Raw genomic sequence first — 24523 nt, forward strand, 5'->3', positions numbered from 1 at the left:
GCGAACACTAACATGCGAATTATTGAATATCTATAGCTTCCGTTCAGTCTCTCAGCTCAGCCAACAGGGCCAGAACCTCGGTATGCGCCGGGCCCTTGCGCGCGGCCTCAAGCGCGCCAAGCCCCTGCCCGAGCGTTTCGGCATAGACCACGCGATGGGCCAGAACCGTGTCGAGCAAGTCGGCATCAAGCTGTTCGGCAGATTCGCGCACCTCGGCGTCAAGCCGGGTGCCGCGCTTGACGCGGTTGAGGACAACCTTGGGCCGTTTATTCTCGCGTTTGGCGAGGTCAATCACGCCCTCGGTCGCCCAGAGGTCCACATGGCTAGCCGCGACCGGAACAAGGATCACATCGGCCTCGCGCAGCGCGGGGCGCAGGTCGCTGTCGACCTTGGGCGGCGTGTCGATGATCACGACGTCCACGCTGCGCTTGAGCTTCTCGACTTCATAGCTGACGCCCCAGGCCGAGGAGGTCGAAAACTCCAGCCCGGGCTCGCCCAGCACATCGCGGCGCGCCAGAAACCAACGCCCGAGCGACCCCTGCGGATCGGTATCGAGCAGCGCCACGCTCAGACCTTGTTGCAGGAAGCCGACTGCCAGGTTCACCGCCAGCGTCGTCTTGCCAGCACCGCCTTTTTGCTGCGCAACCGTAATGACCAGTCCAGACATCCCCACCTCCTATGCCGCAGCGCAGCATAGGCTGAGTCGTCATGGAATGCACGTCCTTTGGCGTCAATAGTCGCCGAAGACCTCATACATCACAGGTTCGAAGCTGCGGCACAGCGTAGCGATATGCCTGTTGCGGGTGATCATCTCGGCCGAGCGCAGCATGGCCTGGTAGTCGCCGCGCTTCTCCCATTTGGAATAGGTCGCAATGCGGGTATGGGCGTCGTTCATGTGAACACCGGCCCCGATGAAGCCGGGCTGGTGGCGGATGCAATTCTCATAGGCATCCGTCAGTGCCTCCATCAGCTCCATCGCGGTGGCGGGCGTCATCTCGAACGTGCAGATGACGGTTTGTCCGGTGAAATCCTTGGTGATCTCGGTCATGGCGGGTCCTCCTGCGGTCATGCTTGCACAGCGACGCAGGAAAATCACCCGTTTTCAAAGACCTCAGAGCATCACAAGCGCGATCCCCGGCACTGCAAAGATCAGCGCCGTGCGCAGCAGGTCGCTTGCCACGAACCAGATCACGGCGCGCCAGGTGGCCGACATCGGCGTCGTCTCGTCGATGGCGTTGATGACAAAGAGATTGAGCCCCACCGGCGGAGTGATGAGGCCAACCTCCACCACGATCAGCACGAGAATGCCGAACCAGATCGCGGTCGCCTCGGCCTCCATGCCGAAATCAAGGCCCGCGACGATGGGCCAAAAGGTCGGGATTGTCAGCAGAATCATCGAAAGGCTGTCCATGAAACAGCCCAGCACGAGATAGAGGATCAGGATCAGCGCAAGAATCGCATGAGGGGTCAGACCCCAAGCGCCGATCAATTCGGCCAGTTCCTGCGGCACCCGCGTAATGCCCAGAAACCCGTTATAGACTGCGGCACCCAGGATGATGAAGAAGATCATCCCCGTGGTTTCGACTGTGGCCAGCAGCGCGCGGCGCAATCCACCGGCTCCAAGCGAAGCCCGGGCCATCAACCCGACGCCCGCCGCACCTACCGCAGCGCCCTCGGTGGGCGAGAAGAGCCCGCCATAGATCCCGCCGACGACCAGCACGAAGATCGCCACCACTTGCCAGATCTGTACGACCGCGCGCAACCGCACGGGCCACGGCTGAGCGGCACGCGTGCCGGCGGCCTGTGGATGGCGCCGCAGGTAAAGCGCCACGACAAGCATATAGCCCAGCATCGCCAGCAGCCCCGGAACGATGGCGGCGGCGAAAAGCCGGGCGATGTTCTGTTCTGTCAGGATCGCGAAGATCACCAGCACGACCGAGGGCGGGATCAGGATGCCAAGCGTCCCGCCCGCCGCCAGCGCGGCGGTCGAAAGCCCACCTGCATAACCCGCCGCGCGCATCTCGGGCAGGGCCACGCGGCCCATCGTCGCCGCCGTGGCCAGCGACGAGCCGCAGATCGCCCCGAACCCCGCGCAAGCGCCGATCGCCGCCATCGCCAGCCCCCCCTTGCGATGACCAATGAGCGCATCGGCCGCACGAAAGAGCGCGCGGCTCATACCTCCTTGCGTGGCGAACTGGCCCATCAGCAGGAAAAACGGCACGACTGACAGGTCGTAATTGGCGAAGGTCGAAAAGGCCTCGTTCTTGATCTTTGCAAGCCACATGTCGGGGCTGCCGGTGACCAGCCACAGCCCCCCTGCCCCGACCGCCAGCATCGCCAGACCGATGGGCGCGCGCAGCGCGATCAGCACCAGCAGCAGCGGGAACGAGACCAGACCAAGCGCCAGATCGCTCATCGCGCGCTCCGTCCGGGGCGGGCCAGCGCCGCGCCGGTCTGCGCGGCAGCGACCAGCGCGGTCAACCACGCGCCGGGAAGGCAGGCCGCGTAGAACCACCAGAGCGGCCAGCCCAGCAGAAACGTCGTCGTGCCAGAGCGCATCTTGCCCAGCATCCCCGCCCCCAACCGCCATGCGATGACCGCCATCAGAAGTGCGGTGAGCGCGGGCCAAGCGATGGCCAGTACCCGCCGTACGGGGTGCGGCAAACGCTCGGCCAGAAAATCGACGCGGGCATGGGCATGGTTATGCTGAACCAAGGGCAGCGCCGCGAAGACGATCATCGGCAGGCTGGCCTCGATCAGCTCAAAGCTGGCCTTGATCGGCCCAAGCCCCGCAAGCACACCCGTCACGGTCCCTCCCAGCCACGCCGCGTGCGAGAGCTTCTGCGCCGCCGAGCCAAGCGCACTCAGCCCGACCATCGCGATCAGCCCCAGCAGCGCCAGCCCACCGGCCAACGCCAGCGCTCGTACAGCGAAATCGAGCGCGCGGGCCACTTACCGCGAATGCGCGGAGATGCCCGCGCGGGCTTTCTCAAGAAGCGCCTGACCGTCGATGCCCTGCGCTGCCATCTCGGCAACCCAGGCGTCGATCGCGGGCGCGGCGGCAGCCTCCCATACCGGGGTCTCGGCTGCGGGAATGGTGACGATCGCATTGCCGAGCTTTTCGGCCACCGCGCGCGAGGGGACATCCTCGGCCTGTTGCAGCTTGCCCGCCTGAGCCGAGAATGCCGCGCCCGAGGCCGAGTCGATTGCGGCTTTCAGATCATCGGGCAGACCTTCGTAGGCGTCCCTGTTCATCGCCAGAATGAAGGTCGCGGTATAGATCGATGGCCCGGAAAACTCGGTATGGTTATGCACGATCTCGCCAACCTTGAGCGAGGCCGAGACCTCCCAGGGCAGGAGCGCCCCGTCAATCGTGCCTTTCGACAGGGCCTCGGGCACGGCCGGAACCGGCATGCCAACGGCGATCGCGCCCAACTGTTCCAGCAGTTTCGTTGTCACACGCGACGGACCGCGCAGCTTCAGCCCGGCCAGATCCTCGACCTTCGCGACGGGTTTATTGGCGTGAATCACCCCCGGCCCATGGACCCAGGCGCCCAGCAGGTGCAGATCGGCGAAGTCGGTCGCCACCATATCCGACTGAGCGAGATCCCAGAAAGCGGCAGACGCGGCCTCGGCATCGGCGACCAAGAAGGGCAATTCGAACACCTCGGTGCGCGGGAAGCGGCCCGGGGTGTAGCCCGGCAGCGTCCAGATGATGTCCACCACGCCATCGACCACCTGATCGACCAGATCGCCCGGTTTTCCGCCAAGCTGCATCGCCGGATAGTGCTGCACCTCGATCCGTCCGCCCGAGGCCGCCTCGACCGAATCGATCCACGGGTTGAGGATTTGCGCGGGCACGAAGCTTGTTTCGGGCAGGAACTGGTGCAGGCGCAGGGTAACCTCCTGCGCGGCCAGCGGGCCAGCAAGCCCAAGGCAAAGGGCGGCAAGCGTAAGGGTGCGGATCATGGCGGCTCCTCCTGTCCGGGTCAGTTTATTGCGGCCCGTCCCCGGCCTGTCCAGTGCCAGCCGCGACACCCGGGCCGCGCGGCGCGACACGCCCGCCGTCGCGCGAGCGTTTGCCCCATGGCGAAGCATCGCGGATAGCGCTCAAAATTTCAGCAATCATGACAGGGAAGTAACGGAAATGTTGCAAGCCACGCGTTTTCAAGCAAGTCTTTCCCAGTCGGTCAAAGTTTGACGACCAATGAGCGCCCGCGTCGCAAGACTGTCACAGAAGGCGCCTAGCTGCTAGTCGGCGCCCATTCCGGGCCCGAGAGATCCGATTGACGGGGAGAGATCCGAAATGACGACGAAACCGATGCACTGGCTGGTAGGCGCCGCTGCGCTTCTGGCATCGACCGCTCTGGTCCATGCCGAGGACATGGCCGCGCTCGAAGCCGCCGCCAAGGCGGAAGGCATACTGACCACGATCGCACTGCCGCACAGCTGGTGCGGCTACGGCGACGTGATCGCCGGCTTCAAGGCCAAGTATCCTGAAATCAGCGTGAATGAGCTGAACCCGGATGCGGGTTCGGCGGACGAGCTTGAGGCGATCCGCGCCAACAAGGGCAACACCGGCCCGCAGGCGCCCGACGTGATCGACGTGGGCCTGGCTTTCGGCCCGCAGTCGAAGGAAGAAGGGCTGATCCAGCCCTACAAGGTCTCGACCTGGGACGAGATCCCGGACAGCGCGAAAGACCCGGATGGCTACTGGTATGCCGACTACTACGGCGTGATGTCGTTCATGGTGAACAAGGACCTCGTGGACAACACCCCCACCGACTGGGCCGACCTGCTCAAGCCGGAATACGCGGGCCAGGTGGCGCTTGCGGGCGATCCGCGCGCCTCGAACCAGGCGATTCTTGCGGTGCTGGCGGCTGGCATGGCCAATGGCGGCACGGCCGGCAAGGAAGCCGGCGAGAAGGGTCTTGAGTACTTCAAGGCGATGAACGAGGCGGGCAACTTCGTCCCGGTCATCGGCAAGGCCGGCACGCTCGCGCAGGGAGCGACCCCGATCGTGGTGATGTGGGACTATAACGCCCTTGCCGCGCGCGACACCCTTGCGGGTAACCCGCCGGTGGACGTCGTCGTGCCGAAAACCGGCGTTCTCGCCGGCGTCTATGTTCAGGCGATCTCGGCCCACGCGCCCCATCCGAACGCCGCCAAGCTGTGGATGGAGTACCTCTATTCGGACGAAGGCCAGAACCTCTGGCTCAAGGGCTACTGCCACCCGGCGCGCTTCAACGCGATGGCCGCCGCCGGCAAGATCCCGCAAGAGCTGATGGACGCCCTGCCCCCGGCCGAATCCTATGAGGCCGCCTACTTCCCGACCATCGAGGAGCAAGGCACCAACAAGGAAGCCGTCGTGGGCGGCTGGGATGCCGTCGTCGGCGCCAACGTTCAGTAAACGCGATCTATCGTGACAGACTGCCGCCTCCGGTTTCCACCGGGGGCGGCTCCTGCGCCCCTTGGGGCCAAGAAACGAGCGGAGAAAGCGTGAGCGAGACGCAATTGCCCCCACCGCGTCGGCGGATCAATCTGAATTGGCTGGGCCTTGTGCCCTTCGCGCTGTTCGTCGGGTTGTTCCTGATCGCGCCGACGATGAAGATCGTGATCGGCGCCTTCCAGCGCGCCGACGGTTCCTTCACCTTCGAGAATATCGCGGGCCTCTTCACCCCCTCGATCATCGCGAGCTACTGGATCTCGATCAAGATCTCGGTCGCCTCTTCGGCGATCGGTTGCCTTGTCGGCTTCCTGATGGCGGCGGCGATGGTGCTGGGCGGGCTGCCCAACACGATCCGCTCGCCGCTGATGACGTTTTCGGGCGTCGCCTCGAACTTCGCGGGTGTGCCGCTGGCCTTCGCCTTCCTCGCCACGCTCGGGCCGCTTGGCCTTGTGACGATGTTCCTCAAGACGCAGTTCGGGATCAACCTGCGCGCCATGGGGTTCAACATCCTCAGCTTCTGGGGCCTGACGATCACCTATCTGTTCTTCCAGATCCCGCTGATGATCCTGATCATCACCCCCGCGCTTGACGGGCTGAAGCGTGAATGGCGCGAGGCCGCCTCGTGCCTTGGCGCGACGGGCACGCAATACTGGCGCATGGTTGCGCTGCCGATCCTGTTCCCGACAATCCTGGGCACCTTCGCGCTTCTGTTCGCCAATGCCTTCGGCGCCGTGGCCACCGCCATCGCCCTCACGGGTTCCAGCCTGAACATCGTGCCGATCATGCTGTTCGCGCAGATTCGCGGCGACGTTCTGGGCAACCCGCATCTGGGCTATGCCATGGCCTTCGGCATGATCCTCGTGACCGGCATCGCGAACGTGATCTACATCTGGCTGCGGATGCGTTCCGAGAGGTGGCTGAAATGAAGAAAGCCGCCGCCTGGGCCATCCTCTTCCTAGGAGTCACCTATTTCGTCCTGCCGCTGATCGGCATGGTCGAGTTCTCGCTCTCGATGCGCCGGGGGGTCTATTCCTTCGACGCGTATGCCAAGGTGCTCGCCGATCCGCAGTTCCGCCAGACCTTCTCCTATTCGGTGTTCATGGCGCTGCTGACCATCGTCTTTGGCATGTTCCTGGTCGTTCCCACAGCCTTCTGGGTGCGCCTCAAGATGCCGCGCATGCGCCCGGTGGTCGAGTTCGTGACCCTGCTGCCGCTGGTGATCCCGGCGATCGTCGTGGTCTTCGGCTATATCCGGCTGTTCAACACCTCCAGCTGGCTGCCGCTGACCGGCACCACGTTCGGCACCAACATGCTCCTGATGTTCGGCTATGCGACGCTCTCGCTGCCCTACATGTATCGCGCCGTTGACACCGGTCTGCGCACCATCGACGTGGCAACTCTGACCGAGGCCGCCCAGTCCCTCGGCGCGGGGTGGATCACGGTGCTCGCGCGCGTCATCCTGCCCAATGTGCTGGTCGCGGTGCTCTCCGGGGCCTTCGTGACCTTCGCCATCGTGATGGGCGAGTTCACCATGGCCGCGCTGCTGAACCGCCCCGCCTTCGGCCCCTATCTTCAGCTGATGGGCGCCAACAAGGCCTATGAGCCCTTCGCACTCGCGACGATCGCCTTCGTGATCACCTGGGCCTGCATGGGCCTGATCCAACTTGTCACCCGCTTCTCGAAACATACCAAGGCTGCCCGATGAGCTTTCTGACCATCTCCCATCTGGAAAAGAGCTTCGGCCCGAACCGCGTGGTGAAAGACTTCAATCTCACCGTCGATCAGGGCGAGTTCATCTCGCTCCTCGGCCCCTCGGGCTGCGGCAAGACCACGGTCCTGCGCATGGTCGCGGGGTTCGAGTCCCCCTCGGCCGGCCAGATCACCATCGACGGCGCCGACGTCGTCCGCCTGCGCCCCAACCAGCGCAACATCGGCATGGTATTCCAGGCCTATGCGCTGTTTCCCAATCTGACGGTCGCGCAAAACGTGGGCTTCGGCCTCAAGGTCAAGGGCGCGCCCACCAAGGAGATCGCGGCGCGGGTCGAGGAAATGCTTTCTCTCATCGGCCTGTCCGAACTCGGAAACCGCTACCCGTTCCAGCTTTCGGGCGGACAGCAACAGCGCGTGGCACTCGCCCGTGCATTGGCGCCCAAACCGCAGGTGCTGCTCCTCGACGAGCCACTCTCGGCACTCGACGCCAAGGTTCGCGTCAGCCTGCGCAACGAGATCCGCGCCATCCAGCGCGAGCTAGGCATCACCACGATCTTCGTCACCCACGATCAGGAAGAAGCGCTCTCGATGTCCGACCGCGTGGTCGTGATGCACCAGGGCATCGCCGATCAGGTCGGCACCCCGTTCGAGATCTACAACCGCCCCGCCACGCGCTTCGTCGCGGGCTTCGTCGGCACGCTGAACACGCTCGAGGCGAAGGTACTCGACCCGGCCATCGGACGCGTCGATGTGGCGGGAACCGAGATCTTGCTGCATCGCGCCCTGACCGGCAGCAATGCGACCCTTGGCCTGCGGCCCGAGATGGTAAGCTTGGGACAAGGCGCACATGACACGGGCCTGCAAGGCACGATCACCGATGTCGACTTCCTCGGCTCGGTGATCCGGCTACGTGCTGATGTCGGTGGCCAGAGTATCGCCTTCGACACGTTCAACACCACGCAAAGCTCCCCCCCACGCATCGGCGAAAAGGTCGTGCTCGGGCTGAACGCCACCGACCTGCTGGTGATCGGAGACTGATCCGCTCTTTCTTCTTGGCCAAAATACCTCGGGGGTGAGGGCCGCAAGGCCCGAGGGGGCAGCGCCCCCTACCCCTTGCGCCCCCGGAAGAAACGTGCCCTTGCGTAAAGCTCCTCAAGCCGCTTCATCCGTGCGGCCGTCTGCTCCCAGGTCAGCGATTGCACCGCCGCCATCAGGGTCTCGACCAGAACCTGGATCGCCACCGTCGAATCCCAGGCCGAGGGCACCTCGACCTGCGCCGAAAGCCGATAGCGCGCATGGCTCGCGGCAGGGCTGACCCAAGGATCGGTGATAAGCACCACCTCGGCCCCCTGCTCGGCCGCCATCTCGACCAGTTGCAGCACGTTATTCTCGTAGCGGCGAATGTCGAAGGCCAGCAGCACATCGCCGCGACGCATCTCAATCAACGCGGGCGGCCAGGCGTTCGAGACCGGCGCGAGCAGCTCCACCTCCGGCCGGATCACCTTCATATGGGTCACGAAATACTCGGCCATCGCCATGGTGATCCGCCCGCCCGTCGCAAAGACCTTGCGCTCGGGGTCCGCCAGAAGCCGCGCGATCGCGTCGAACTCGGCATGATCAATCTGCTTGAGCGTCGCTTGCAGATTGCTCAGCACTGCATCGGCGAAACGGTTGAGGATATGCGCCTCGGGTGCGGTCTCGGCCCAACGGTCATGCTTGGCCAGCGGGCTTTCCAGCCGCGCCTCCAACTCCTCCTTCACGGCGGCCTGCAAGCCGGGATAGCCGCCGAACCCCATCTTCTGGGCTAGGCGAACGACCGTTGGCGAGCTCACCTCGGCGGCCTTGGCCAGTTGGGTCACCGACCCAAGCAGCGCCACCGGATAGTGGCGCAGGATATGGCTCACCAGTTGCTTCTCGGCGCGGGTCATCGCCTCGATCCCGCCGCGCAGCTGCTCTTCGATGGTTTGCGTCACTGCCGCCAAATTGGGCATTCCCCCCATGATGGGCCGACTCGGCCTTAGAACAGATTGTAACAGAAATTCTATTTTTGAAATGATGTTGACAGAACCGGTCTGCGCGAGAGAGCCTGACCAAAAGATAAAAAGAGAATCGACGGGAAAATGACCGATCAGATTGCGGATATCGCCGTATCTGTCGAAGGGCCGGATACCCCCGGCCGCTTCGTGGTGGTGTGCGAACATGCGTCCAACGCCTTCCCGGCGCCCTGGGGCGATCTCGGGCTGAGCGCTGCGCAGCGCGAGGCCCATATCGCCTGGGATCCGGGCGCGCTTGGGCTGGCGCGGGGTCTGGCGGCGCGGCTGAACGCGGCTCTCGTGCATGCCAACAGCTCGCGCCTGATCTATGATCTCAACCGCCCCCCGCATTCGGCAGGCGCGATGCCCGCGCGCTCCGAGATCCACGACATTCCCGGCAATCGCGACATCACCCCGCAAGAGCGCCTGACGCGGACCGAGGCGCTTTATCTGCCCTTCCACGCCACGCTGCGCGCTCAGATCGCGCGCAAACTGGCCTTGGGGCACGCGCCGGTGATGGTCACCGTGCACAGCTTCACCCCCGTCTTCAACGGCAAGGCCCGTGCCGTCGAACTGGGCGTGATCCATGACGCCGACCCCGCGCTTGCCGTGGCCTTCCATGCCGAGGCCCGCGCCGCGACCCAGATGGATGCCCGCCTGAACGAGCCCTACTCGGCCGCCGACGAGGTCACCCACACCCTTGCCCTGCAAGCGACGCCTCTTGGCATCCCCAACGTCATGATAGAGTTGCGCAACGACCTGATCGCCACGCCCGCCCAGCAAGACACGATGGCCGAGCGCCTCGCCCCGCTGCTGCTCGCGGCCGTCGCCAAGATCGAGGAGGCGCGCTAATGCCCGGCTGGTGTCACGCCTATGTTCGCTTTGTCGAAGGCATGAACCGCCGCGTCGGGCGCTTCGCCATGTATCTGCTCTATGTGATAATGGCGATCTTGCTGTGGTCCTCGGTGACCAAGATCATGCATGTGCCCGCGCTCTGGACGCTTGAGATGGCCCAGTTCACTCTGGTCGCCTATTACATGCTCGGCGCGCCCTATTCGTTTCAGCTCGGCACGAACGTGCGCATGGACCTGTTCTACGCCCGCTTCACCACCAAGGGACAGGCGATGTGGGACGTGTTCACCGTGTTCGTCCTGATGTTCTACCTTGGCGTGATGCTTTGGGGGGCGTTTGACTCGACCGTCTATTCCTTCTCGGTGAACGAGCGCAACCCGACCGCCTGGCGCCCGCCGCTCTGGCCGATCAAATCCATCATCACGATCAGCTTCGCGCTGATGCTGTTGCAGGCCGGGGTCCATCTGATCCGCGACATAGCGACCGTCCGCGGGGAGAAAATCTGATGGATCACAATACGATCGCCCTTCTGATGTTCTCGACCATGCTGCTGATGATGCTGACCGGGCAGCGGGTTTTCGGCGCCATCGGCTTTGTCGCCGTAGCCGCCGCGCTGATGCTCTGGGGGCCAGGCGGGACGGACATGGGCTTTTCGGCGGTCATGAAGCTGATGAAGTGGACGCCGTTGCTGACGCTGCCGATGTTCGTTTTCATGGGCTATGTGATGTCGGAAAGCCGTCTGGCCGATGACCTCTACCGGATGTTCCACGTCTGGTTCGGCCCGGTGCCGGGCGGCCTTGCCATCGGGACAATCCTATTGATGGTGATGATCTCGGTGATGAACGGTCTCTCGGTCGCGGGCATGGCCATCGGCGCCACCATCGCGCTGCCCGAACTGATGCGGCGCGGCTATGACAAGCTGATGATATCGGGCGTGATCCAGGCGGGTTCGAGCCTTGGCATCCTGATTCCGCCCTCGGTCGTGCTGGTGCTGTTCTCGCTGATCGCGCGTCAGCCGGTGTCGAACCTGTGGCTGGCGGGCGCGGTGCCGGGCCTGCTGATGGCGACGCTCTTCATCCTCTACATTCTGATCCGCACCAAGCTGAACCCGGCCCTCGCCCCGCCGATGTCGGAGGAAGAACTTGCCTCGGTCAGTCGCGCCGAGAAGTTCCGCCTGCTGCGCGCCGGGCTGCTGCCGGTCTTCATCTTCGTTGCGATGATGGTGCCTTTCCTCAATGGCTGGGCCAGCCTGACCGAGGCCTCGGTCATCGGCGCGCTGGCAGCCGTGCTGGCCGCCATCGTCAAACGCCGTTTCACCCGCGAGGTATTCGAGACCGCGACGCGCCAGACGCTGGCGATCACCGTGATGTTCATGCTGATCATCACTGCCGCGCTGTCTTTCGGCGCCGTGTTCGACGGGCTTGGCGCGGGTCGCGCGATCAACAACTTCTTCCTCAACAGCCTGGGGCTCGAACCCTGGCAGATCCTGGTGCTGATGCAGGTCAGCTTCCTCGTGATGGGGATGTTTCTCGACGACACCGCCATGCTGGTCATCGTGGCGCCCGTCTATGTCAGCCTTGCCAAGACCCTGGGCTTCGATCTGATCTGGTATGGCGTGCTTTACACGATCACCTGTCAGATTGCCTATCTCACGCCGCCCTTCGGGTATAATCTGTTCCTGATGAAAGCGATGGCGCCGCCCGAGTTCACGCTGCCCGTCATCTACCGCTCGGTCGCGCCATTCGTGCTGTTGATGCTGCTGACACTGATCCTCGTGATGATCTTCCCCGAACTTGCGCTCTGGCTACCGCGCGAGGTTCTGGGCCGCTGATGATAACGAACGACCCCGAAACGGGGCGCTGAACCAACAAGGAGAGAGAAATGACGACGACAAGACGTAAGTTCCTCACGACCGGTGCGGTGGGTGCTGCCGCGGCGGGCCTCGCGGCTCCGGCACGCGCGCAAAGCACGATCAAGTGGCGCCTGCAGACCTATGCGGGCCCCGCACTGGCCGAAGAGGTGGTCAAGCCCGCAATCGATGCGTTCAACGCCATCGCCAACGGCCAGATGGAGATCGAACTTTACACCTCGGACCAGCTGGTGCCGACGTCGGAGTTGTTCCGGGCCATGCAGAACGGCACGATCGACGCGGTGCAGTCGGATGACGACTCGATGGCCTCGCCGACCGAGGTGACCGTGTTCGGCGGCTACTTCCCCTTTGCGCTGCGCTACTCGCTTGACGTGCCCGCGCTGTTCAACACCTGGGGCCTCGATGAGATCTGGAAGGAAGAATATGCCAAGGTGGGCATCAAGCACATCTCGGCCGGGTCGTGGGATCCGTGCAACTTCAACATGAAAGAGCCGGTCAACTCGCTCGCCGACCTTAACGGCAAGCGCGTCTTCACCTTCCCGACCGCGGGCCGGTTCCTGGCGCAGTTCGGCGTCGTGCCGGTCACCCTGCCCTGGGAAGATGTCGAGGTTGCTCTGCAAACCGGCGAGCTTGACGGCCTGGCCTGGTCGGGCATCACCGAGGACTACACCTCGGGTTGGTCGAAGGTCGCGCCCTATTTCCTCGTGAACAACATCTCGGGCGCGTGGATCGGGCATTTCTTCGCCAACATGGATCGCTGGAACGAGATTCCGCCGCATCTGCAGCAGCTGATGACGACCTGTTTCGAGCAGTCGCACTACCGCCGCCAGTGGTGGTACTGGGCTGGCGAGGCCAAGCTGCGCGTCGAAGGGCCGGACATGAAGCTCACCAGCCTGCCCGACGAGGACTATGCCAAGCTTGAAGAAGCCGCGCACAAGTTCTGGGATGAGATCGCCGCCGAAAGCCCGCTCAAGGCGAAGGTTGTCGAGATTATCCGCAAGTATAACGATACCATGGTCAAGGCTGGCGCGCCCTATCGCTACAGCTGATCCGGCCGGGGCCACGCGCCCCGCCGCGCAATACCCGAGCCCCGCCCGCAAGAAGGCGGGGCCGTTCACAGGAGGAAAGAATGCCCGCCAACCTCTCGCTTGAGGCTCTGAAATCCGCCGTAGCTTCCGGCGACATCGATACTGTAATCGTGTGCATCTGCGACATGCAGGGCCGCCTTCAGGGCAAGCGCTTCCACGCGCAGCACTTCCTCGAAAGCGCGGTCGAGGAAACCCATTGCTGCAACTACCTGCTGGCCACCGACATGGAGATGGTCACCGTGCCGGGCTACGAGGCCTCGTCCTGGTCGCGCGGCTATGGCGATTACATCATGAAACCCGATCTGGCCACGCTGCGCCTGATCCCCTGGGCCGATGGCACGGCGCTGGTGATGGCCGATCTGTACGATCACCACACGCATGAGCTTGTCCCCCACGCCCCGCGCACCATCCTGAAAAAGCAGGTCGAGCGCGCCCGCGCGATGGGCTTTGAGCCGATGATGGCGACCGAGCTTGAGTTCTTCCTGTTCGAGGAAAGCTTCGCCGAGCTGTTCGACACCGGCTACCCCACCCCTACGCCGATGGCGCGCTACAATGTCGATTACTCGATCATGGGCTCGACCCGCGACGAGCCGATCATGCGCGCGATCCGCAACAGTCTTTACGGTGCGGGCATCCCGATCGAATGCTCGAAAGGTGAGGCCGACGCCGGTCAGGAAGAGGTCAACGCCAAGTATTCCGACGCCATCGACACCGCCGACATGCACAGCCTGATCAAGCTTGGCACCAAGCAGATCGCGCAGGACTACGGCGCGAGTGTCACCTTCATGGCGAAATACGACGACAAGCGCGCGGGCTCGTCGAGCCATATCCACCAGTCGCTCTGGCAGGGCGGCGCCAATATCTTCTACGACGCGGACGCGGCCTATGGCATGTCGGACACGATGCGCCACTACCTTGCCGGGCAGCTGGCCTATACGCGCGACATCGCCGTGTTCCTCGCGCCCTATATCAACAGCTACAAGCGTTTCTGCGTCGGCATGTTCGCCCCCACCAAGGCGGTCTGGTCGCTGGATAACCGCACCGCGGGCTACCGGATCTGCGGTGAAAGCACCAAGTCGGTGCGCGTTGAATGCCGGATCGGCGGGGCCGACCTGAACCCCTATCTGGCCTGCGCGGCGCTGCTGGCGGCGGGGCTTGAGGGGATCGAGCGCAAGCTGGACCCCGGCACGCCGATCTCGGGCGATCTTTATCAGAACGACACCGCGCCGCAGGTGCCGCGCTCGCTGCTTGAGGCGGCCGAGGCGCTGAACGGCTCGGAATTCCTGCGCAAGGCCTTCGGCGATGACGTTGTGTCACACTACCATCGCGCCGCGCGTTGGGAGATCGAAGAGGCAATGCGCGTGGTGACCGATTGGGAACGCACGCGCGGGTTTGAGCGGGCCTGAGGCCCCGTAGATGGCGGCGTCCGGCCAGTCGGACGCAAGGAACGGTGCCCCTTGGGGCGCAAGGAAGGTCGATATGACGAAGATGATCCAATGCATCTCGCCCGTGGACGGGCAGGTCTATGCGGAAAGGCCGGCGCTGAGCCTGTCCGAGGCACAGATGGTTGCCGAGCGCGCCCGCGCGGCGCAGGCCGAATGGGCCGCGCGCCCGCTGGAAGAACGCATCGCGCTGGTCAAGGCCGGTGTCGCCAAGCTCAGCGAGATGAAAGAGCAGATCGTCGAGGAACTGGCCTGGCAGATGGGCCGCCCGACGCGCTATGGCGGCGAATTCGGCGGGGTGAATGACCGCACCGAGTATATGTCCTCGATCGCGGCGCAGTCGCTGGCGCCGATGGTGGTGGAAGACAGCGACCGCTTCCTGCGCCAGATCGCGCGCGAACCGGTGGGTGTGGTCTTCATCATCGCGCCCTGGAACTACCCTTACCTGACGACGATCAACACGCTTGCTCCGGCGCTGATCGCGGGCAACACGGTCGTGCTCAAGCACGCATCGCAGACCCTTCTGGTGGGCGAGCGTCTGGCTGAGGCCTTCCACGCGGCGGGCGTGCCCGAGGATGTGTTCCAGAACGTATATCTGACCCATGACGTGACCGAGGCGCTGATCCAGTCGCGCGCCTTCGGCTTCATCAACTTCACCGGCTCGGTCGGTGGCGGCGCGGCGATCGAGCGCGCGGCGGCAGGCACCTTCACCGGGCTCGGGCTTGAGCTTGGCGGCAAGGATCCGGGCTATGTGATGGACGACGCCGATCTCGACGCCGCCGTGGACAGCCTGATGGATGGCGCGATGTATAACGCGGGCCAGTGCTGCTGCGGGATCGAGCGGGTCTACGTTCACGAAAGCCTCTATGACGCCTTCGTCGAGAAGGCCGTGGCCTGGGTGAAGAACCTCAAGCTCGGCAATCCCTTCGATGCCGAAACCACCATCGGCCCGATGGCGAACAAGCGTTTTGCCCATACCGTGCGCGAGCAGATCGCCGAGGCCGTGGCCGAGGGCGCGACCGCGCTGATCGACCCCGCGCTCTTCCCCGAGGATGACGGCGGCGCCTATCTGGCCCCGCAGATCCTTGTGAACGTGAACCACGAGATGCGCGTCATGCGTGAGGAAAGCTTTGGCCCCGTGGTCGGCATCATGTCGGTCGCGAACGACGCCGAGGCGATCGCCGCGATGAACGACAGCCCCTATGGCCTGACCTGCTCGCTCTGGACCTCGGACCCCGAGCGCGCGGCCGAGGTGGGCGCACAGGTGCAGACCGGCACGGTCTTCATGAACCGCTGCGACTATCTTGACCCGGCGCTGTGCTGGACGGGCTGCAAGGACACGGGCCGGGGCGGATCGCTCTCGGTTCTCGGTTTCTACTCGGTCACCCGGCCGAAATCCTACCATCTCAAGAAGGTGACGAAATGACCGCCCCGACCGTCAACTGGTCCTACCCCACCGCCATCAAGTTCGGCCCCGGTCGGATCAAGGAACTGGCCGATCACTGCACGACCGTTGGGATCAAGAAGCCCCTGCTGGTGACCGACAAGGCGCTCGCGGGCCTGCCGATCACGGCGGGCGCGCTGGATGTGCTGGAGGCGGCGGGCCTTGGCCGCGCGCTGTTTTCAGAGGTCGATCCGAACCCGAACGAAAAGAACATGACCGACGGCATCGCCGTTTACAAAGCGGGCGGCCATGATGGCGTGATCTGCTTTGGCGGCGGCTCAGCGCTGGATCTGGGCAAGATGATCGCGCTGATGGCCGGTCAGGCGGCCTCGCTCAGTGTCTGGGATCTGGAGGACATTGGTGATTGGTGGACCCGCGCCGATGCCGCGAAGATCGCACCGATCATAGCCGTGCCGACCACCGCAGGCACCGGGTCCGAGGTCGGGCGCGCGGGCGTTCTGACCAACTCGGACACCCACAAGAAGAAGATCATCTTCCACCCCAAGCTCATGCCTGCGGTCACGATCTGCGACCCCGAACTGACCGTGGGGATGCCCGCCTTCATCACCGCCGGCACCGGGATGGACGCGCTGGCCCATTGCCTTGAGGCCTATTGCTCGCCCTTCTACCACCCGATGAGCCAGGGCATCGCGCTGGAAGGCATGCGTCTGGTGTTCGAGAACCTGCCAAAGGCCTACGCGAACCCGACCGATCTTGAGGCCCGTGCCAACATGATGTCGGCCGCGGCGATGGGGGCGGTTGCCTTCCAGAAAGGGCTTGGGGCGATCCACTCGCTCTCGCACCCCGTCGGCGCGGTCTACGGCACGCACCATGGCACGACCAATGCCGTCGTGATGCCGATGGTGCTCGATTACAACCGCGCAGCCATCGAAGACCGGATCAAGGCGGCCGCCGCTTACCTCGGCATCGAGGGCGGGTTTGACGGCTTCCGCGCCCGGGTCATGACCCTGCGCAGCGAGCTTGGCATCCCCGAGAACCTCTCGGCCATGGGCGTCAAACCCGAAGACCTCGACATGCTGACCGAGATGGCGCTGGAGGACCCCTCCTGCGGCGGCAACCCGATCGAGATGACGCGCGAAAACACCCGCGCCCTCTTCGACAGCTGCATGTAACCGATCAGGCCGGGGCGCGTATCGCCGCGCCCCGGCCCCACAGGAAGGCCCCGCGCCGCAGCCTTCCGCAAATTCTTGCGAAAAAAGTGTCGCTTCGCGCCCATAGTGGCGGATGAATCGCGTGCTTCCTCTCGCGTTGTGCGCGCGTGCGCGATAAACAGGGAAAAATCCTGGAGGGACACGTGGCGCGCAAAGTCTCGAAGATCGCTCAGATCAGCACTCTCGCCCTGATCGCGGGCAGCCTGCCCATGGCATTCGAAGCCCCGGCTCATGCCGAAACCACCATCGGCTGGAGCCTTGGCACCTACGGCGCCCCGGGCCTGATCGACATGCCCACCGCCGAAGTCATCAAGGATGGCGAGCTGGTCACCTCGGTCTATGGCTATGGCAAGACCGCGCGCGGCAATTTCAGCTTCCAGATCGCCCCGCAGCTGACCGCCGTTCTGCGCGTCTCGACCGAGGACGGGATGGCCGACGATGGCACCGCGCTGCGCGACCGGGGCTTTGACCTGCACTGGCAGGTGCTGAACGAGAACGGGATGCGCCCGGCACTGGCCATCGGCCTGCGCGACCTGATGGGCGGCGGCATCCATGGCTCGGAATACATCGTTGCAACCAAGACGCTGAACCCCTCGCTGCGTGGCACCGTGGGCCTTGGCTGGGGACGCCTGGGTTCCGAAGGCGGTTTTGGCGGCGGCTCGCGCCCGGTGAGCGACCCCACCGGCGGTCTGAATTCAGAGGCATGGTTCCGTGGCCCGGCGGCGGTTTTCGCGGGCCTTGCCTGGCAGGCCAACGACAAGCTGACGCTGAAGGCGGAATACAGCTCGGACGCCTATGAGGCCGAAACCGCAGCGGTCGGGTTCGACCGCAAGTCCTCGCTGAATTTCGGCGCGGATTACAAGATCAACAGCATGGTAAAGCTGTCGGGTTATTATCTGGCCGGGTCCGAGGTCGGGCTGCAACTGACCGTCGCGCTTGATCCGCGCCACCCGCCGGCACCCTCGGGGCTTGAGAAAGCGCCGCTGCCGGTGCGTCCGCGCCCCGCCCCCGCCGCCGACCCGGACGGCTGGTCGGGCGCCTGGACCGCCGACCCCACCGCACAACCCGCGATTCAGACAGCCGTTGCCGATGCGCTTCGCAAGGACGGGCAGATCCTCGATTCGATGCAGCTGTCGGCTGACAGCGTCAACGTGCGCGTGCGCAACCAGATCTACGCCGCACCGCCGCAGGCCATCGGCCATACCGCCCGCGTCCTGACGCGTGCCCTGCCGCCCTCGGTCGAGACGATCACCGTCACGCAGGTCTCCAACGGGATGCCGACCTCATCGGTTACCTTCCGCCGGTCCGATCTGGAGCGCCTCGAAAACACCCAGGCGGGTGAAATCCTTGCCGCAACGCAGATCGGCGAAGCCGAGACCGCTGGCGCCTATGTGCCCACCGAAGGCCTTTATCCGCGCCTGCAGTTCGGCCTGCGCCCCTATGCCGAGTTCTCGACCTACGAGAAAGACGCCGATCTTTACGCCGACATGGGCGTCGAGCTGAGCGCGCGTTACGAGATCACGCCGGGCCTGATCCTGTCGGGCGCGATCAACCAGAAGATCTTCGGCAACCTCGACGAACAAACCAAGGTCTCGACCTCGACCGCGCCGCATGTCCGCTCGGATATCGCCGAGTATCAGAAGCATGGCGATCTGGCGCTGCAACGCCTGACGCTGGCCTGGTATAGCCGCCCCGCCGAGAACCTCTACAGCCGCGTCACCGTCGGTTATCTCGAGCAGATGTATGGCGGGGTCTCGGGCGAGATCCTGTGGAAACCCGTGGACAGCCGTCTGGCCTTCGGCGGCGAGTTAAACTGGGTCAAGCAGCGCGCCTATGACCAGCGCTTCGAATTCCTCGATTACGACACCGTTTCGGGCCACCTGTCGGCCTATTACGACTTCGGCGCGGGCGTCACCGGCTCGGTCGATGTCGGTCGTTACCTGGCCGAAGACTGGGGCGCGACCTTCTCGGTCGATCGCGAACTGGCGAACGGCTGGAGCGTGAGCGCCTTCGCGACGATCACCGACATGAGCTCGGACGAGTTCGGCCCAGGCGCCTTCGACAAGGGCGTCAAGCTGCGCATCCCGCTGTCCTGGGCAACCGGCAAGCCTTCGCTCGCGACCTTCACGCCCACGATCCGCCCCTATGTCGGCGATGGCGGTGCGCGCGTCGAGGTCGATGGCCGCCTCTATCAATCCGTGCGCAACACCCATATGGGCGCCCTTTATGAGGATTGGGGGAGATTCTGGCGATGAGCCGCCCCCTCCTGACGGCTCTGGCCGCCGCCGTGGCGCTTAGCGCCTGCGCCAGCGACACTGCCGGGGTGGCCCAAGGCGGCGCCTCCGCCAGCAGCACTCTGAAAGCGGGCCTCGCGCTGGTCATGCCGGGCAGCGAAGCCGCGCAGACCGCTCCGCAGAACCCCGAAGCGCTGGCGCAGGCCGCGCTCTCCTCGGTCAAGGGGCCGGTCATGCTGGCAACTTTCGAGGCATCGGGCGCCACGATGGTTTTCGGCATGGTCGGCGAGAATGGCGCGATGCGCAGCTACAACAGCCCCGATCAGCGCGGCATCGTGTTGCGCAACGGAATGCTGGCGGCAACGCGCGGCTTTGGCGAGGATCTGATGTCAGCCGACACCGAGGGCGTCGCCAAACTGGTGACGTCGCGGAGCGCAGGCACCGCCGAGCGGGTGCAACGCTATCTTGACGGCGATGGCACCGAGCGCCCCGTACCGATGCGCTGCGCCGTGAGCATCGGCCAGCCGGTCAGCCAGACCCTGTCGGGCATCGCCTATAGCGGCGTGCAGGTGGCCGAGCATTGCGAAGGCTCGGGCGCGGTGGTGGATAACGGATATCTGGTCAGCACCAAGGGGCGCGTGCTCGTCTCGCGCCAATGGGCGGGACCGAGCCTGGGCTACGTAGTGTTCCAGTCCCTGCGGGACTGATCGCGCAAGTTGACCAGCGCTATGATCGCGACCTTACATCAGTTTGCGGAGCTTCTCTGCATCTGCATCGCTTCCCCAGCCGACAGCAGTACCGATGCCATCCACAGCCTCGACATAGCTGCCATTCATGGTCCCATATAGGTTCGACGGGATTTGCAAGGCGAGTTGCCAGCCATTCGTGCAATTTACCGTGCCAACGCCACGATTGCTGAATTCGCCGCGGCACTCGATACCGTCCGCGCTACGCGTGGAAAATGTACTGGTGAAGTCCATCTTCGGCTGAATTGTTCCGGTAAGGACCGTTTCTTTACCGCTCGGCTCCCTGATCACGTTTACCAGCGGAATACCGTCGCGCAGCGCGGCTTGCATTTCAGCTCCCCCACCACAGCCCTGAAGGGCAACAGCGATCACCGGCACAGCCATGTGCATCAATTTAAAGGTCACCTGAAAACTTCCCCATTAAATGAAACTGGTCCCAAAGCTGGCCCGGGTACACATCTCATGTCAATGAACTCTTCGTTCTGCTATCCGACCAATATGGCTTGCGGACAGAGCAAAATAAAAAAGATCGGAAAGCTTGCGCTTCCCGATCTTTCAAATTCAACCGAAGTCGAAATCAGTCGTTCGCGGCAACCGCGATGCCGACGATCAGCAGGGCCGGGATCAGCCAAGCAGCGTTCGACGACGACGAACCTTCGACGACGACCGGTTCGGCTTCCACGACCGGAGCGGTGTAGCCGCCAGCGAAAGCGGTCGAAGCCGACAGGCCGAGGGCCAGAGCGATGGTAGCGATTTTTTTCATAGTAATCTCCGTAATTACCGTTGACAGCCGCCACGCTGGCAGCCTCGGAGCGAGACTCTCACATGCGCAACAGATTGCAAAGGGGTAAATTGGCACCTGTCGCATCAGCCGCAGCCAAGTGTTGCAGTTTAGCAAGAGCGCCGGCGACCGTCGGCGCTAACGGCTTCAAATCTTGTACATCATGCCATTGCGTGGCTGGAATTCCTATCTGATTTCGTGCATTTGCACCCTTTGCCGCGTTGACATCCCGCTTCGCCGAAACAACGCTTCGACCAGAGCAAGACTGAGGAGAGAACCATGAAGATTGCCATGATCGGCACCGGCTATGTCGGCCTTGTCTCGGGGGTCTGCTTCTCGGATTTCGGCCATGAGGTGATCTGCGTGGACAAGGACCCGCGCAAGATCGAGATGCTCGAACGCGGTGAGATCCCGATTTACGAGCCGGGCCTCGATACGCTGCTGGCCAAGAACGTCGCTGCGGGGCGATTGTCGTTCACCGGCGATCTGAAAGCTGCCGTGGACGGCGCCGACGCGGTTTTCATCGCCGTGGGCACCCCCACCCGGCGCGGCGACGGACATGCCGACCTGACCTATGTGATGGCCGCCGCCGAAGAGATCGCCGAGGCGATGACCGGCTACACCGTCGTGGTGACGAAATCGACCGTCCCGGTCGGCACCAACAAGGCCGTGCATGACGTCATCAGCCGCGTCCGGCCCGGTTTCGCCTTCGACGTTGCCTCCAACCCCGAGTTCCTGCGCGAGGGTGCGGCGATCGACGATTTCATGCGCCCCGACCGCGTCGTCGTCGGTGTGACCTCCGAACAGGCCCGCCGCGTAATGGGCGATATCTATCGCCCCCTCTTCCTGCGCGAATTCCCGATCCTCTACACCGATCTCGAAACCGCCGAGATGATCAAATACGCGGCCAACGCCTTCCTTGCGACCAAGATCACATTCATCAACGAGATCGCGCGTCTGTGCGAAAAGGTCGGCGCGGATGTGAAGCAGGTCTCGCGCGGGATGGGCCTTGATAACCGGATCGGCAACAAGTTCCTGCATGCCGGGCCGGGCTATGGTGGCTCGTGCTTCCCGAAGGATACGCAGGCGCTGGCGCGGATGGGCCAGGACCACGCGGCGCCGATGCAGATCGTCGAGACGGTCATCAAGGTCAATGACGAGGTCAAGCGCCGCATGATCGAGAAGATCGTCGATCTGTGCGGCGGCTCGGTCAACGGCAAGACCATCGCCGTGCTTGGGGTGACGTTCAAACCCAATACCGACGACATGCGCGACGCGCCCTCGCTGACCATCGTCCCGGCGCTGGTCGGGGCCGGGGCGAATGTCCGCGCGGTGGACCCGCAGGGCGAGCGTGAAGGCGCCCATCTGCTGCCGCATGTTCATTGGCTGAGCGATGCCTATGGCGCCGCCGACAAGGCCGATTGCGTTGTCATCCTGACCGAGTGGAACGAGTTCCGCGCGCTTGATCTGCAAAAGCTGGCCGCCAGCATGGCGGTGCCGCGCATGGCCGACCTGCGCAATATCTACAATGCGCAGGACGCGAAGGCCGCGGGTTTTGCGGCCTATACCAGCGTGGGGCGCTAAGCCGCTTCAGCCCCGCCGCCGCAAGGGCAGCGAAAGCGCGAACAGCACCGCCGCGCTTGCGACGATCGAGGGGCCAGCAGGCGTGTCATAACCAAGCGAGGCCCAAAGCCCGCACAGCACCGACACCGCACCAAGCCCCGTGGCAAGGGCCGCCATCCCCTCCGGCCCGCGCGCGAACTGACGTGCGGTGGCGGCCGGGACGATCAGCAAGGCCGCGATCAGCAGCGCGCCGACGATCTTGATCGACACGGCAACCGTGAGCGCAAGCGCCAGCGTCAGCACAAGGCGCTCCACCCGCGGATTGAGGCCCGAGGCTTGGGCCAGTTCCTCATTCACCGTCGCGGTCAAGAGCCCCTGCCAGCGCCAGACCAAGAGCCCTGCAACAGCCAGCGAACCCGCCCAGATCACGCCGAGGTCGCCTCGGCTGACCGCCAGGATATCGCCGAACAGGAAGGCCGAGAGGTCTACCCGCAGCCCCGAGAAGAACGACGCCGCGACAAGGCCGAAGGCCAGCGCCGAATGCGCCAGAACGCCAAGGATCGTGTCGCTCGCGTGACCCCTGCCCGACAGCATCGCGACCGTGATCGCCATGGCCAGCGCCACGAAAAGCGTGCCGATATAAACCGGCAGCCCGAGTCCGAAGCTGATCGCCACGCCAAGGATCGCGGCATGCGCGGTCGCATCGCCGAAATAGGCCATCCGGCGCCAGACAACGAAGGCCCCAAGCGGGCCGGTCGCCAGCGTCAGCCCGATCCCGGCAAGTGCGGCGCGGATCAGAAAATCGTCAAGCATGGTCGTGCTCGCAGTCGTGGCTATGGGAATGGGCGGCATGCGGGTGGCTGTGGTCGTGGCCATGCCCCTCGTCATGATCGTGGTCATGATCGTGGACGTGCTGGTAGAGCGCGAAGGCCCCGCCGGTTCCCAGACCGAACAGCGCGCGATACTCGGGCGCCGCCGAGACGACGCGCGGCGTTCCCTCACAGCAGACATGGCCGTTGAGGCAGATCACCCGGTCGGAGGAGGACATCACCACGTGCAGATCGTGGCTGACCATAAGGACGGCGCAGCCGGTTTCGCGACGGACCTCTTCGATCAGCTTGTAGAAACCCGCGGTGCCGGGCTGATCGAGGCCCTGTGTCGGCTCGTCGAGGATCAGGATCTGCGGCTTGGCCAGCAGGGCGCGCGCCAGTAGCACGCGCTGGAACTGCCCACCCGAAAGCCCCGCCAGCGGGCGCAACTCGATCCCGGAAACGCCAGTGCGGGCCAGCGCCTCGGCGGCCTGTGCGTCACTGACACGGCGCGGCAGCGACAGGAAGCGGCGTACCGTCATCGGCAGGCTCGCGTCGATATGCAGCTTCTGCGGGACATAGCCGATCACCAGCCCCGCTGCGCGGCTGACGCGGCCGCTGGCGGCGGGCTCTAGCCCGATCAGCGCGCGGATCAGGGTGGATTTGCCCGAGCCGTTGGGGCCCACGACGGTCACGATTTCACCCGGCACAATGCGGAAATCGACATGGGTCAGCACCGTCGTCTCGCCATGGCGTACACCGAGATTACTGGCCTCAATCAGTGCGTTATCGCTCATTCTTGATGTTCCGCGCAGGTCGGACAAAGGCCGAGCGCCTCGATATTGGCGCGCTCGATGGCAAAGCCAAGGTCCTGCGCCACGCTATCGAGCGCCGCGCGCACCGGGGCCGCGGCAGCCTCGGCCACGGCGTCGCATTCGCGACAAATCAGGAAAACCGGCGCGTGCTCCTCGCCCGGATGCATGCAGGCGGCGAACGCGTTCAGGCGACGCACTCGATGCGCCAGACCGTGCTCGACCAGAAACTCCAGCGCGCGATAGGCAACGGGGGGCTGGTTGCCGAACCCCTCGGCGGCCAGCCGGTCAAGCACCTCATAGGCGCCCATGGCACGATGCGCCTCCAGGAGGATCTCAAGCGTCCGTTTGCGCACGGGCGTCAGGCGCAACCCAAGCCGGAACGCCTCGGCCTCGGCGCGCGCAAGGGTATCGCCTGCGCAATGGCTGTGGTCATGCGCCGCAAAGGCGCGCGCTTCGGGCAGGAGCTCTGTCATGTTACTCTATCACATTCCACTTGACGCGTTATGCTATAACAT

Annotated in this window: 25 protein-coding genes; 14 read left to right on the plus strand and 11 right to left on the minus strand. The window is 64.3% G+C overall.

Translation table 11 applies throughout. The features are described from left to right. Nucleotides 1-43 precede the first annotated feature (43 nt). The 5 genes from parA to N3C64_RS02835 form a co-directional block, all read right to left on the minus strand. Nucleotides 44-667, minus strand: a complete 624-nt coding sequence (gene parA / locus N3C64_RS02815) for a ParA family partition ATPase (RefSeq protein WP_218630238.1) — start codon at nucleotides 665-667, stop codon at nucleotides 44-46. Nucleotides 668-730: 63 nt separating this feature from the next. Then, nucleotides 731-1048, minus strand: coding sequence for an antibiotic biosynthesis monooxygenase (locus tag N3C64_RS02820; protein ID WP_218630239.1), 318 nt, complete (start codon nucleotides 1046-1048; stop codon nucleotides 731-733). Between the two features lie 63 nt (nucleotides 1049-1111). Next, nucleotides 1112-2416 (minus strand): TRAP transporter large permease, encoded by a 1305-nt coding sequence (locus N3C64_RS02825; protein WP_260011624.1) that lies wholly within the window; start codon nucleotides 2414-2416, stop codon nucleotides 1112-1114. After that, nucleotides 2413-2952, minus strand: coding sequence for a TRAP transporter small permease (locus N3C64_RS02830; RefSeq protein ID WP_260011625.1), 540 nt, complete (start codon nucleotides 2950-2952; stop codon nucleotides 2413-2415). The genes N3C64_RS02825 and N3C64_RS02830 overlap by 4 nt, the downstream gene beginning before the upstream one ends. After that, a complete protein-coding gene (locus N3C64_RS02835; RefSeq protein WP_260011640.1) occupies nucleotides 2953-3969 on the minus strand; it encodes a TRAP transporter substrate-binding protein in 1017 nt (338 codons plus the stop codon). It lies immediately after the preceding gene. 337 nt (nucleotides 3970-4306) lie between these two features. Here N3C64_RS02835 and N3C64_RS02840 point away from each other — a divergent pair, with 337 nt between their 5' ends. The 4 genes from N3C64_RS02840 (at nucleotide 4307) to N3C64_RS02855 (ending at nucleotide 8197) form a co-directional block, all read left to right on the plus strand. Beyond that, entirely contained in the window at nucleotides 4307-5410 is a 1104-nt protein-coding gene (locus N3C64_RS02840; RefSeq protein ID WP_260011642.1) for an ABC transporter substrate-binding protein, read from the plus strand. An 89-nt stretch (nucleotides 5411-5499) separates the two neighbouring features. Next, a complete protein-coding gene (locus N3C64_RS02845) occupies nucleotides 5500-6375 on the plus strand; it encodes an ABC transporter permease (RefSeq protein WP_218630244.1) in 876 nt (291 codons plus the stop codon). Beyond that, nucleotides 6372-7154, plus strand: a complete 783-nt coding sequence (locus N3C64_RS02850; protein WP_260011644.1) for an ABC transporter permease — start codon at nucleotides 6372-6374, stop codon at nucleotides 7152-7154. The genes N3C64_RS02845 and N3C64_RS02850 overlap by 4 nt, the downstream gene beginning before the upstream one ends. Next, nucleotides 7151-8197: an ABC transporter ATP-binding protein gene (locus tag N3C64_RS02855; protein WP_260011646.1), complete on the plus strand. Its 1047-nt coding sequence runs from the start codon at nucleotides 7151-7153 to the stop codon at nucleotides 8195-8197. Before N3C64_RS02850 ends, N3C64_RS02855 begins: the two co-directional genes overlap by 4 nt. A gap of 68 nt (nucleotides 8198-8265) precedes the next feature. On the opposite strand, the gene N3C64_RS02860 is transcribed toward N3C64_RS02855, so the two are convergent. After that, nucleotides 8266-9150 (minus strand): MurR/RpiR family transcriptional regulator, encoded by an 885-nt coding sequence (locus N3C64_RS02860; protein ID WP_218630247.1) that lies wholly within the window; start codon nucleotides 9148-9150, stop codon nucleotides 8266-8268. A 129-nt stretch (nucleotides 9151-9279) separates the two neighbouring features. Here N3C64_RS02860 and N3C64_RS02865 point away from each other — a divergent pair, with 129 nt between their 5' ends. The 9 genes from N3C64_RS02865 to N3C64_RS02905 all read left to right on the plus strand — a co-directional run bounded on the left by N3C64_RS02865 (nucleotide 9280) and on the right by N3C64_RS02905 (nucleotide 20001). After that, entirely contained in the window at nucleotides 9280-10044 is a 765-nt protein-coding gene (locus N3C64_RS02865; RefSeq protein ID WP_260011649.1) for an N-formylglutamate amidohydrolase, read from the plus strand. Next, the gene (locus N3C64_RS02870) at nucleotides 10044-10550 is read left to right on the plus strand and encodes a TRAP transporter small permease subunit (RefSeq protein WP_260011651.1); all 507 of its coding nucleotides are present in this window, start codon (nucleotides 10044-10046) and stop codon (nucleotides 10548-10550) included. The genes N3C64_RS02865 and N3C64_RS02870 overlap by 1 nt, the downstream gene beginning before the upstream one ends. Further along, entirely contained in the window at nucleotides 10550-11875 is a 1326-nt protein-coding gene (locus N3C64_RS02875; RefSeq protein WP_218630250.1) for a TRAP transporter large permease, read from the plus strand. Before N3C64_RS02870 ends, N3C64_RS02875 begins: the two co-directional genes overlap by 1 nt. 50 nt (nucleotides 11876-11925) lie before the next feature. Next, a complete protein-coding gene (locus N3C64_RS02880) occupies nucleotides 11926-12963 on the plus strand; it encodes a TRAP transporter substrate-binding protein (protein WP_260011654.1) in 1038 nt (345 codons plus the stop codon). Between the two features lie 80 nt (nucleotides 12964-13043). Beyond that, a complete protein-coding gene (locus N3C64_RS02885) occupies nucleotides 13044-14408 on the plus strand; it encodes a glutamine synthetase family protein (RefSeq protein ID WP_218630252.1) in 1365 nt (454 codons plus the stop codon). Nucleotides 14409-14481: 73 nt separating this feature from the next. Further along, nucleotides 14482-15870: an aldehyde dehydrogenase family protein gene (locus tag N3C64_RS02890; RefSeq protein WP_260011659.1), complete on the plus strand. Its 1389-nt coding sequence runs from the start codon at nucleotides 14482-14484 to the stop codon at nucleotides 15868-15870. Beyond that, nucleotides 15867-17021, plus strand: coding sequence for an iron-containing alcohol dehydrogenase (locus N3C64_RS02895; RefSeq protein WP_260011661.1), 1155 nt, complete (start codon nucleotides 15867-15869; stop codon nucleotides 17019-17021). The genes N3C64_RS02890 and N3C64_RS02895 overlap by 4 nt, the downstream gene beginning before the upstream one ends. 182 nt (nucleotides 17022-17203) lie before the next feature. Then, a complete protein-coding gene (locus N3C64_RS02900) occupies nucleotides 17204-19315 on the plus strand; it encodes a YjbH domain-containing protein (protein ID WP_260011663.1) in 2112 nt (703 codons plus the stop codon). Continuing rightward, nucleotides 19312-20001, plus strand: coding sequence for a YjbF family lipoprotein (locus tag N3C64_RS02905; RefSeq protein ID WP_260011666.1), 690 nt, complete (start codon nucleotides 19312-19314; stop codon nucleotides 19999-20001). Before N3C64_RS02900 ends, N3C64_RS02905 begins: the two co-directional genes overlap by 4 nt. Nucleotides 20002-20034: 33 nt before the next feature. On the opposite strand, the gene N3C64_RS02910 is transcribed toward N3C64_RS02905, so the two are convergent. Together N3C64_RS02910 and N3C64_RS02915 are read right to left on the minus strand one after the other, a co-directional pair. Next, a complete protein-coding gene (locus N3C64_RS02910; protein ID WP_260011668.1) occupies nucleotides 20035-20445 on the minus strand; it encodes a hypothetical protein in 411 nt (136 codons plus the stop codon). A gap of 172 nt (nucleotides 20446-20617) precedes the next feature. Beyond that, nucleotides 20618-20803: a hypothetical protein gene (locus N3C64_RS02915; RefSeq protein ID WP_218630257.1), complete on the minus strand. Its 186-nt coding sequence runs from the start codon at nucleotides 20801-20803 to the stop codon at nucleotides 20618-20620. Between the two features lie 297 nt (nucleotides 20804-21100). On the opposite strand from N3C64_RS02915, the gene N3C64_RS02920 reads away from it, so the two are divergent. Continuing rightward, a complete protein-coding gene (locus N3C64_RS02920; RefSeq protein WP_218630258.1) occupies nucleotides 21101-22405 on the plus strand; it encodes a UDP-glucose dehydrogenase family protein in 1305 nt (434 codons plus the stop codon). Between the two features lie 6 nt (nucleotides 22406-22411). Here N3C64_RS02920 and N3C64_RS02925 read toward each other — a convergent pair whose 3' ends face one another. Genes N3C64_RS02925 through N3C64_RS02935 form a run of 3 tightly spaced genes read right to left on the minus strand, consistent with a single transcriptional unit; the run spans nucleotide 22412 to nucleotide 24481 of the window. Further along, nucleotides 22412-23197: a metal ABC transporter permease gene (locus N3C64_RS02925; RefSeq protein WP_218630259.1), complete on the minus strand. Its 786-nt coding sequence runs from the start codon at nucleotides 23195-23197 to the stop codon at nucleotides 22412-22414. After that, on the minus strand, nucleotides 23190-23990 hold the full coding sequence (locus N3C64_RS02930; protein WP_218630260.1) for a metal ABC transporter ATP-binding protein: 801 nt from the start codon (nucleotides 23988-23990) through the stop codon (nucleotides 23190-23192). The genes N3C64_RS02925 and N3C64_RS02930 overlap by 8 nt, the downstream gene beginning before the upstream one ends. Further along, nucleotides 23987-24481, minus strand: a complete 495-nt coding sequence (locus N3C64_RS02935; protein WP_260011669.1) for a Fur family transcriptional regulator — start codon at nucleotides 24479-24481, stop codon at nucleotides 23987-23989. Before N3C64_RS02935 ends, N3C64_RS02930 begins: the two co-directional genes overlap by 4 nt. Between the last annotated feature and the right edge of the window lie 42 nt (nucleotides 24482-24523).

Origin of the sequence: Sedimentimonas flavescens, assembly GCF_025154035.1 — a bacterium.
GTDB classification, from domain to species: Bacteria; Pseudomonadota; Alphaproteobacteria; order Rhodobacterales; family Rhodobacteraceae; genus Rhodobacter; species Rhodobacter flavescens.